10 protein-coding genes are annotated in these 9,401 nt (G+C 38.0%); 6 read left to right on the top strand and 4 right to left on the bottom strand.

The annotated features are described in order from the left end of the window. Positions 1-408: 408 nt before the first annotated feature. Complete coding sequence (locus tag IM322_RS00050) at positions 409-1,581, bottom strand: glycosyltransferase 87 family protein (RefSeq protein ID WP_286826491.1); 1,173 nt, start codon at positions 1,579-1,581, stop codon at positions 409-411. Between the two features lie 77 nt (positions 1,582-1,658). On the opposite strand from IM322_RS00050, the gene IM322_RS00045 reads away from it, so the two are divergent. The 6 genes from IM322_RS00045 to IM322_RS00020 all read left to right on the top strand — a co-directional run bounded on the left by IM322_RS00045 (position 1,659) and on the right by IM322_RS00020 (position 8,062). Then, positions 1,659-2,657, top strand: coding sequence for a glycosyltransferase family 2 protein (locus tag IM322_RS00045; RefSeq protein WP_286826490.1), 999 nt, complete (start codon positions 1,659-1,661; stop codon positions 2,655-2,657). 52 nt (positions 2,658-2,709) lie between these two features. Next, positions 2,710-4,167, top strand: coding sequence for an NAD(P)/FAD-dependent oxidoreductase (locus tag IM322_RS00040; RefSeq protein WP_287674516.1), 1,458 nt, complete (start codon positions 2,710-2,712; stop codon positions 4,165-4,167). Positions 4,168-4,212: 45 nt separating this feature from the next. Beyond that, on the top strand, positions 4,213-5,283 hold the full coding sequence (locus IM322_RS00035) for a glycosyltransferase family 2 protein (protein WP_287674513.1): 1,071 nt from the start codon (positions 4,213-4,215) through the stop codon (positions 5,281-5,283). A gap of 1 nt (position 5,284) precedes the next feature. Beyond that, positions 5,285-6,484 (top strand): glycosyltransferase family 4 protein, encoded by a 1,200-nt coding sequence (locus tag IM322_RS00030; RefSeq protein WP_287674511.1) that lies wholly within the window; start codon positions 5,285-5,287, stop codon positions 6,482-6,484. Continuing rightward, positions 6,477-7,268, top strand: a complete 792-nt coding sequence (locus IM322_RS00025; protein ID WP_287674508.1) for a DUF6817 domain-containing protein — start codon at positions 6,477-6,479, stop codon at positions 7,266-7,268. Before IM322_RS00030 ends, IM322_RS00025 begins: the two co-directional genes overlap by 8 nt. A gap of 65 nt (positions 7,269-7,333) precedes the next feature. Then, a complete protein-coding gene (locus IM322_RS00020) occupies positions 7,334-8,062 on the top strand; it encodes a sulfotransferase (protein ID WP_287674506.1) in 729 nt (242 codons plus the stop codon). A gap of 201 nt (positions 8,063-8,263) precedes the next feature. Here the strand turns inward: IM322_RS00020 and IM322_RS00015 are convergent, their stop codons facing one another. The 3 genes from IM322_RS00015 to IM322_RS00005 form a co-directional block, all read right to left on the bottom strand. Then, positions 8,264-8,527 carry a type II toxin-antitoxin system RelE family toxin gene (locus IM322_RS00015; RefSeq protein ID WP_158200297.1) on the bottom strand — a complete coding sequence of 88 codons (264 nt, stop codon included), beginning with the start codon at positions 8,525-8,527 and terminating at the stop codon, positions 8,264-8,266. Beyond that, entirely contained in the window at positions 8,520-8,711 is a 192-nt protein-coding gene (locus IM322_RS00010; RefSeq protein ID WP_158200296.1) for a hypothetical protein, read from the bottom strand. The genes IM322_RS00015 and IM322_RS00010 overlap by 8 nt, the downstream gene beginning before the upstream one ends. Positions 8,712-8,776: 65 nt before the next feature. Next, on the bottom strand, positions 8,777-9,401 hold a 625-nt coding region (locus IM322_RS00005; RefSeq protein ID WP_287674503.1), incomplete at its 5' end, for a Uma2 family endonuclease.

Here is a 9,401-nt window from a genome sequence, read left to right as displayed (position 1 = left end):
TCCTGACTCCTGACTCCTGACTCCTATCTCCTGACTCCTATCTCCTGACTCGGAGATGATCGACTTCCCAAAACGAAAACTTCCTACCTCAATATTAAGTAGTCGTGCAAAATTAATTTCCTAGTGAAGATAGGCAAGAGGCAAGAGGCAAGAGGTGGTTAGATATGTGTAATTAATTTTGCTTAGGTACTTAAGATAACTGCTATAGCTTAGTTCTAGATTTTAAAAATTGCCTAGAGGATAATTTATACTTAAAATCAGCAACGCCCAAATATGAACCCTGACTCGAACTGGCAAACCTATCTCAGAAATATAGCGTTTCCTGTTGACAAGAGGTACATTCTCAATCCTGAAAAGCTTAATCAGCAAAGGTTAAAGTGTGCCACACAGATGTGAGAACCGTTATAGTCAATCATCGGCATTATTCTCCCTTTCCCAAGAATTAACTAATAGATAAACAAGGGCAATTAACCAAATTGTATTTTGAAAAATTGACCAGTAAGGACTAGCTAAATTTTGAATACTTAGGGGAAGCCAAAGAGTTAATCCCACTAAAGACACAATAATTATATTTAAGCGAGATGGGTAACTAAAAGCTAGGGTTAGTAAAGCCAAGAGTAAAAAAACTAACATCAGATCGTCGTAGGGGCGATGATAGGTGAAAACCCGACCAATAACTGCAGCACAGGCAAACAGGGTTAATAGAGAAGTATGCTGTAATTTTTGGAAAATCACGATACCTAGAACTAGGCCAATTGTGGTTAATAAAACAAGAGTTATTTCTGTACTAATTCCGAATTTCATGATAATATTAATACTTGAAACACCATCATCTGCCACATATTTGATCTGATTTAAAAAGCTACCGATTACTTTCTCAAAGTTTAATCTAGTGGTGTGAGCGATAGCAAAAGTAGCCGAGATAATATAGACAAAAGCGAGAAGTACCGTTTTAAACTTTCTCTTAATTACTAAACTCAAAAGATAGGGTGCTGAGATGTTAGGTTTAACGAGAGCAATGCCCATAAATACCCCCGCTAGATAATTTTTATTGGCTTGTAATAACCAGTAAACAATTATTAACAAAGCATTGACAATTAAACCGTATTGCCCATTATTAAGGGTGGTACAGTTACTACTAATGGCCAGAGAAGTAAACACAAAAAAATAGGCAGCCATTCGGCCAAAAGGCAAACCTAATTGATAGGCAAAACGGCTTAAAATGCCCAGAGAAATCAGATTTAAAAAAACGTGATAGAAACGGGTTAAAGTCGAAGAAATGGGGGGAAACATGAAAAATCCCGTCAAAAAAGCCCAGGGTGGATAGCCACCGGAGCGAATTCTCCCCAATTCTGCATTAATATCGGCGGGATTCATGCGATAGGGGTAAATTCCCAGATAAATATACTGTTGTTCTTGCCAACGTTCTAATAAATCTCTGGCACCAGAGGGACTACTATCAAAAGCTAGGGTATAAAATCCTTTAGCTAAGTAGGCAACGGCCAGCCAAGCAAAAATAAGCGTAAGAATCGATAAAATTGGCTGTTTTTTGGCAAAAATCATGGCTTTATTCAGGAACATACTTCGCAAAAATCAGCAACTCCTCGACAAGATAGCAAATCTGAGCTTCAATATACATTAAACTTGACCAAAAAACTATGAATGATTTTTTTAATAATTCCTTAATTTCTATCATTATTCCGGTCTATAGAGGCGGACAAGCCTTTAATAACTGTTTAGCCAGCTTATCCACCAGTTTGCTCGCCCCCACGGAGGTTATTGTCGTGGTTGATGGAAATGATCCCCAATCCTATGAAACTGCGGTCAGTTTTGGGGCAGAAGTCTTACAGTTAGAAAGTAATCAAGGGCCAGCAGTGGCAAGAAATCAAGGGGCGGCCATGGCTAAGGGTGATATTCTCTTTTTTATGGATGCAGATGTGACTATTCATCCCGATACTTTAGCAAAAATCGCCCAAGTATTCCATCAAGATTCTACCCTAGCGGCGTTGATTGGTTCCTACGATGACCAACCCGGGGCGGTTAATTTTCTTTCCCAGTATAAAAACCTTTTTCATCATTATAATCATCAAATTGGTTGCGAGGAGGCTTCCACTTTTTGGGGAGCTTGCGGGGCGATTAAACGAGATATTTTCGAGAAAATGGGCGGTTTTGACGAAAGTTATCGTCATCCTTCCATTGAAGATATCGAACTGGGTTATCGTCTCAAAGCTCACGGCTACCGCATTCGTTTGTGCAAAGATATCTATGTTAAACATCTCAAACATTGGACTTTTACTTCTCTGTTAAAAGCAGATTTTTTCTATCGCGCCCTACCCTGGACAGAATTAATTCACCGTCAGCAAAATTTTGTCAATGACCTCAATTTACAATGGTCTAGCCGTTGGAGTGTTGTATTCGTTTATACGCTTTTATTTTTGCTGTTAGCCAGTTTATGGTATTTTCATTTACTTTTAGGCGTGGGTGTGTTAGTCTTGGGCTTAGTTCTGTTAAACTTACCTGTTTATAAGTTTTTCCAACAAAAGCGAGGATTAGGATTTGTCATATTAACCCTACCTTGGCACTGGTTATATTATCTCTACAGTGGTTTGGCTTTTGCCCTCGGTACAGGACGCTATTGGCTGAAACGTCTGGCTTGAGTTGACAGGCATTTTGACAAAATAAACGACAAATTCCTGATTCATAAAAACTATGACAACAGTAAATCAACTCAATTCTCCCCATACCGTCGTCATTGGTGGCGGTCCGGCCGGATTAACGGCCGCCTATTGCCTAGCCAAACACGGATTACATTCAATTGTACTAGAAAAAGGCGATCGAGTTGGGGGCATTTCTCGCACCGAAACCTACAAGGATTATCGCTTCGATATCGGTGGTCATCGCTTTTTTACCAAAGTTCCCGAAGTACAACACCTGTGGCGGGAAATGTTAGGGGATGATTTTATTAAAGTTCCCCGTTTATCACGGATTTACTATCAGGGTAAATTTTTTAGCTATCCCTTGGAACCGATGAATGCTGTCAGTAATTTAGGGGTTATTCAGAGTTTATTAATTGTTTATAGTTACTTCAAAGTCAAATTTTATCCTTTACCCGTAGAAGAAAACTTTGAACAGTGGGTGACTAATCGCTTTGGTCAACGGTTGTATCAAACTTTTTTTAAAAGTTATACCGAAAAAGTTTGGGGAATTCCCTGCACCCAAATTCGGGCAGATTGGGCAGCCCAACGTATTCAAGGATTATCCTTAAAGAAAGCTGTTATTAATGCTTTTTTTGGGGCAAATGATACCAAAACTTTAATTAAAGAGTTTGATTATCCGCTGCTTGGACCAGGGATGATGTGGGAACGTTTTCAAGAAAAGTTAGAAGCCCATGATTGTCCTGTGTGCCTAGATACGGAAGTTATTAAAGTTAAAAGAGACAGTCAGAAAATTACCAGTATTCTCATCAAAAAAGGAGAGGAAATAACCGAGATTACCGGCGATAATTTTATCAATACCATGCCGATTACTGCCCTAATGCACCGTTTAGACCCCTTGCCTCCTGAAAAGGTTCTCAAGGCTGCCCGTGGACTCAAATACCGTGACTTTTTAATCGTGCCAATTATCATCAATCAAGAGCATATTTTCCCCGATAATTGGATTTATATTCACAGTCCTGAATTTAAAGTAGGACGGATTCAGAACTTTAAAAACTGGAGTCCGAAAATGGTTCCCGACCCTCAGAAAACTTGCCTAGGGATGGAGTATTTTTGTAGCGAAGGAGATGATTTATGGGAAATGAATAATCAGGATTTAATTAAACTAGCTAGTCAGGAAATAGTTAATCTTGGCCTCGTAGATGACATCAAAAAAGTGGTGGACGGGACGGTAATTCGCCAAAAGAAAGCTTATCCCGTTTATGACGACGAATACCAGCAACATCTACAGGTAATTCAAAACTATGTCGATAGTTTGGAAAATCTGCAATCTGTGGGCAGAAATGGAATGCACCGTTATAATAATCAAGACCATTCTATGTTATCGGCCATCTTGGCTGCTGAGAATATTATGGGGGCTAATCATAATCTCTGGAAAGTCAATACCGAGCGCTCTTATCATGAGGAATTTATGACTAAACCTAAACCCGAATCTATAGCGATGGCTTCCTAATTTATTCCTTAACTCGAATAATTATTGTCAGATTTTGGAGGAGTTATGAACCAAGATAAAACCGCACCGAAAGTTACCCTAGTTGTTGTTCCCAGAGAACGCTTTAGTTTTACTATGACTTCTCTGGAAAACATTTATGAAATGACCGATATTCCTTTTAAGTTGGTCTATGTGGATGGGGGTTCACCTGCTCCCATTCGGGATTACTTGCAAAAACAATCCCAAGAAAAGGGTTTCGAGTTAATTCGGACAGAACATTATCTTATTCCCAATGTAGCTAGAAATATGGGCTTACAATGGGTAACAACTCCCTATGTGGTTTTTGTTGACAATGATGTGATTGTTTCTCCGAGATGGTTAACCCAGTTACTCGACTGTGCAGAAAGTACGGGAGCTACTATTGTCGGTCCTCTAACTTGTCAACACGAACCCGTGCATGAAGAAGTACATTTTGCTGGGGGAGAAGCTCATCTTTTCACTGATATTAAGGGGAGAGTGCGCTTACGGGAAAAAATGTATAAACAAGGTCATAAGGTAGAAAAACTGCTTCCTACCCTGACTCGAACTGAAACGGAATTGTGTGAATTTCACTGTATGTTAGTCCGCAGAGAAATTTTTGAAAAACTGGGTTATTTAGATGAAAAAATGCTCAATACTAAAGAACATTTGGATTTCTGTATGAATGTCCGCAACAATGGCGGAACAGTTTACTTTGAACCTCAAAGCATAGTGACTTATGTACCCGGAATTACCCTAAATTGGGCAGATATTGAGTTTTATATGCTGCGCTGGAGTGATGCTTGGGAATTGGGAAGCCTAAACCATTTGCGTCAAAAATGGCAAGTGGCCGAAGATATGTATTTTCACCAAAAATATAAAGGTCTGGGATGGCGACGCAGAAAGACTATCTTACAGCCGATAATTAATTCTCTCACCTTCGGAATTAAAAATCGTCTTTTAAATAAACTGTTAATGTATGGATTTTTTGCCCCGATTGAGAAGATTATCAATAACTATTTAACCCGTCAATATGCCCGTCAATGGTTAAATCAATCCTCGTCTTTATCAGACGATTCTCTGTCACAAGTATCGACGACTGTTATCAATCAAAACTAAGATGAAGATTCTGTTAGTCAATGATTATGGGACGGCAACTGGAGGGGCAGAATTACAGATGTTATCTCTGAAACAAGGATTAATAGACCGTGGTCACAATGTTCGTCTATTTAGTAGTCACTGTCAGGGAGTAGAAAACCTTGAAAGCTCTCTCCTAGCTGATTATCATTGTTTTGGCTCTAATTCTCGCCTACAAGTGCTTTCGCAAACAGTTAATCCATCTAGTTTTTTTGCTCTCAAAAAAGTGTTGCGGGAATTTCAACCAGATGTTGTCCATGTGCGAATGTTTTTATGGCAATTATCCCCCTTAATTTTACCTTTACTCAAATCCTTTCCCAGTCTCTATCAAACGGCCGTTTATAAAGCGATATGTCCCGTTGGAACGAAAATTTTACCCGATAAAAGTCCTTGTTATCATAAGGCTGGTAAAGTCTGTTTATCTGAGGGGTGTGTTACGCCTCAATCTTGGCTATTTTTGATGGTACAGCGTCAATTATGGCTACATTGGCGGTCTGCCTTTGATACCGTTGTGGCGTTAAGTCATCGGATGAAAACTCGCTTAGAAGCAGAAGGGATTTCTCCGGTTCAGGTGGTTTATAATGGTGTAGCCTTTAGAGAAATGCGTCCTCCTTTAGAAAATTTGCCTATAGTTGCCTTTGCTGGTCGATTATCCTCGGAAAAAGGGGTTGATGTTCTTATGAAAGCCTTTGCCAAGATAGTTCCTATTTCTCCTGAAGCTCAATTACTGATTGCAGGAGAGGGAAAAGAAAAAGGGAATTTGCGCCAATTAGCGGAAGCCTTAAAGATTAGCCAAAATGTGAAGTTTTTAGGCTATTTAACCCGCTCTGAGCTAGAAAATGCCTTTAATTGCGCGTGGGTACAGGTTGTCCCCTCGATTTGGGATGAACCTTTTGGTAATGTTACCACCGAAGCGATGATGCGCGGAACGGCGGTGATAGCGAGTGCAGTCGGCGCACAACCGGAGATTATTGAGGAGGGAGTCACTGGGTTATTAGTTCCCCCCAATGATGAGGAAGCTTTATCAACGGCACTTTTATCTATTTTAAAAGAACGAGATTTAGCTGAAAAAATGGGGCAATTCGGTCGAAAACGGGCTATTGAGCGGTTTAGCGAAGATCATCGGACTGAACATTTTTTAGAAATTTATCAACAAATTCTCACAAAATATAGTTATGAATAGAAATATTCAATTTATCGCCCAAACGAATATACAATTGTTTCACCAATTACAGGAAGCTGGCTATAATGATAGAGATTTAATCTGTATTCACCAATCATATCAACTAGCCTGTCGTCTTTTCACTGGTTTTTTTAGAGGTTCAGGCAAACCTTTTTTGGCTCATTTAGTGGGTACAGCCAGTATTTTAGTCTCCATTGAGTCTCCCATTGAAATTGTAGCAGCCGGGTTACTTCACGCAACCTATGAATTAGGAGACTTTGGAGATGGCAGTCAGGGAGTTAGTTCCAAAAAGCGAAATAAAATTAAACAACAAGTGGGTAAAAAAATCGAAAGTTATATTGCCAGATATACAGCTTTAAAGTGGAATCAATCCAGTGCGATTAACATCTTTAACCATTTAGAAAAGTTAGATCAAACTCACAAGGAAGTTTTATTGATTCGTTTAGCCAATGAATTGGAAGATTATCACGATAGTGGTGTGTTGTATTGTGCTAAATATCAGGAACGATTAGATTATTTAAACGCTTGCAGTCATTTAATGGTAGCCATGGCGCAAAAACTAGGTTATCCCAACTTAGCTATTGCCTTAGAACAAATTTTTAAGGAAAGTGCTAATCAAAATATTCTACCTTTCTTACAAAATACGGAGATTTATTCCTATGTTTTAAACACCAGTTCTCCTTTACAGCGTTTGATTGGAAAATGGAATTATCGGCTAACAAATCGATTAAAAATAATCTTTGATAATCATGATCAAGAATCTTCAGCGTTAATAGATTTTTAAAATCTCTGATTTTTATCCAAAATTATTATTATGCTAATCTCCTTATTTAATTAAGACTATAAACTATGCAGGAAACACCCACTATTATAGACCCAAATACACCAACATTTATGGAAAATGTGGTTGATGCTATCCAGTCTTACCTAAAGTCCTTCTGGGGTGGATTAAAGTATCGGAGTTTGTGGAAAAATATTAACACTTATTGTTTATTTATTGGTTATTCAAGAAGTGGGCATAGTTCCGTAGGTGCATTGTTAGATGCTCATCCCAATGTTAGAATAGTCAGTGAGTTAGGAGATTTAAAATATGCTAATTTAGGATTTAAGCGATGGCAGATTTATTATCTTTTACTAAAAAAAGCAAAAAGTTATAGTGACAAAGATAAAACAATAGGAGGGTATAAATATTATGTTCCTAATCAGTGGCAGGGAAAATTCACTGAGTTAAAGATCGCTGGAAATAAACAGGGAGAAGAAACAACAAGACGAATTCAGGAAAGTCATCGATATTTAGAACGCTTACGCCTAACTCTCAAAATTCCTATAAAATTTATTCCTGTAGTGAGAAATCCCTATGATAATATTAGTACAATGTGTAAAAAAGACCCTAAACTAGAGGGAAATTTAGAAAAAAGTATTTTTTATTATTTTTCATTATGTGAAACAATAGCTGATTTAAAAAAGACGCTTAATCCACCTGACTTATTTGAGTTAAGACATGAGGATTACATCCAATATCCAAAATATTATCTCAAAGAAATTTGTGAATTTTTGGGAGTTGAGACAACCCAATAATACCTAGAAGATTGTGCTAAAATCGTCTATAAGTCTCCCAATAAAAGCCGTCATAGTATTGCTTGGAATCCTGAACAAATTGAGCAAGTCCAAACAAAGATTAATCAGTATTCATTCTTGTCAGGTTATACTTATGATAATTAATCGGATCTGTTTATAATTTTAAGGATAAGGATTATTTGTAAAAAATATGTTTCTTTTTCATTCTTTATAAACATCTTGGCGATGTCTAATTCTGGTGATTTTTATTATTTTATCATGATCATCTATTGTGTAAACAATGCGATAATCACCGACACGAACCCGATATAATTGATCTTCTCCTTGTAGTTTAACAACACCAGAGGGACGAGGTTCTTGCTGTAGTTGATCAAGACTTTCACCCACCCGTTGCTTAACCGAAGGGGGTAATTTTTTGAATTCTTTGGCTGCAGAAGTTTTAAATTGAATTCGATAATTATTCATTGAGTGTATTTTCTGTTTCTAATTCTTGTTTTAACTCATCCCAAGAAATTTCTAATTCATTTTCCCGACTACGAGAGACTAAAATATCTGAAAAATCTTCCCAAAGTTCTCCCCATTCTTCTAAGTCAATGAGGACAGCTTTCTTTTCACCTTTTTCATTAATTACAAAGTTAATTCCTTTCATAATTGTTTTAAAAACGGAACCGTACACCTAATTGTACCATAAATCTGAGATACTCCCATCAATAACTATTCCTCTTCTAAACCTAATCCTAACGCCTGTAAGCGTTCCGCTAGTCGGTCTGCACGTTTTTTCTCTTTATCCGCACGTTTTTTCTCTTTATCCGCACGCTGTTTTTCTTGACGCATTTGAGACTCTAACTCAACGGTTGTTAAAAACTTCTCTCCATCGGGACGATACAATTCTAAGCTTGATTCATTCCAGATAAAACGCACTCCTAAACGAGGACTTGTCCAGTCATTGATGGGGATAATTTCTGCTAAATTTTCTCCCTGTCTTTGCCATCCTTGTAAACGACAGCGCATCGGATTATATAAATAGTATTCTTCTACCCTATAAGTGTCATAAAACTCTAATTTTCGACTCATTTCTGCTTTTGTATTCTTCGGTGATAGAATTTCAAAAACCACTTGAGGAGCGATATTTTCTTCCTGCCATTGACGATAGGAACCCCTCCGTCCTTTGGGACGGCCAAAAGCTACCATAACATCAGGAGCAACCGGTGAAACCAAAGTAGAACGCAGAGGATACCAGAGTAAATCTCCGGCAATAAACACCTTAGGGTCATCCGCAAAGATAATCTCTAAATTCTCCTTAATTTTGACAATCCACTCATATTGTTCGGTATTATCT

Source organism: Microcystis sp. M109S1 (genome assembly GCF_020247025.1).
GTDB lineage: Bacteria > Cyanobacteriota > Cyanobacteriia > Cyanobacteriales > Microcystaceae > Microcystis.
This window is presented reverse-complemented; position numbering and strand designations above follow the sequence as displayed.

Bases quoted from the DNA above. Each gene is read 5' to 3' on its own strand.
- IM322_RS00050 (WP_286826491.1), bottom strand. From the start codon at position 1,581: ATGTTCCTGAATAAAGCCATGATTTTTGCCAAAAAACAGCCAATTTTA.
- IM322_RS00045 (WP_286826490.1), top strand. From the start codon at position 1,659: ATGAATGATTTTTTTAATAATTCCTTAATTTCTATCATTATTCCGGTC.
- IM322_RS00040 (WP_287674516.1), top strand. From the start codon at position 2,710: ATGACAACAGTAAATCAACTCAATTCTCCCCATACCGTCGTCATTGGT.
- IM322_RS00035 (WP_287674513.1), top strand. From the start codon at position 4,213: ATGAACCAAGATAAAACCGCACCGAAAGTTACCCTAGTTGTTGTTCCC.
- IM322_RS00030 (WP_287674511.1), top strand. From the start codon at position 5,285: ATGAAGATTCTGTTAGTCAATGATTATGGGACGGCAACTGGAGGGGCA.
- IM322_RS00025 (WP_287674508.1), top strand. From the start codon at position 6,477: ATGAATAGAAATATTCAATTTATCGCCCAAACGAATATACAATTGTTT.
- IM322_RS00020 (WP_287674506.1), top strand. From the start codon at position 7,334: ATGCAGGAAACACCCACTATTATAGACCCAAATACACCAACATTTATG.
- IM322_RS00015 (WP_158200297.1), bottom strand. From the start codon at position 8,527: ATGAATAATTATCGAATTCAATTTAAAACTTCTGCAGCCAAAGAATTC.
- IM322_RS00010 (WP_158200296.1), bottom strand. From the start codon at position 8,711: ATGAAAGGAATTAACTTTGTAATTAATGAAAAAGGTGAAAAGAAAGCT.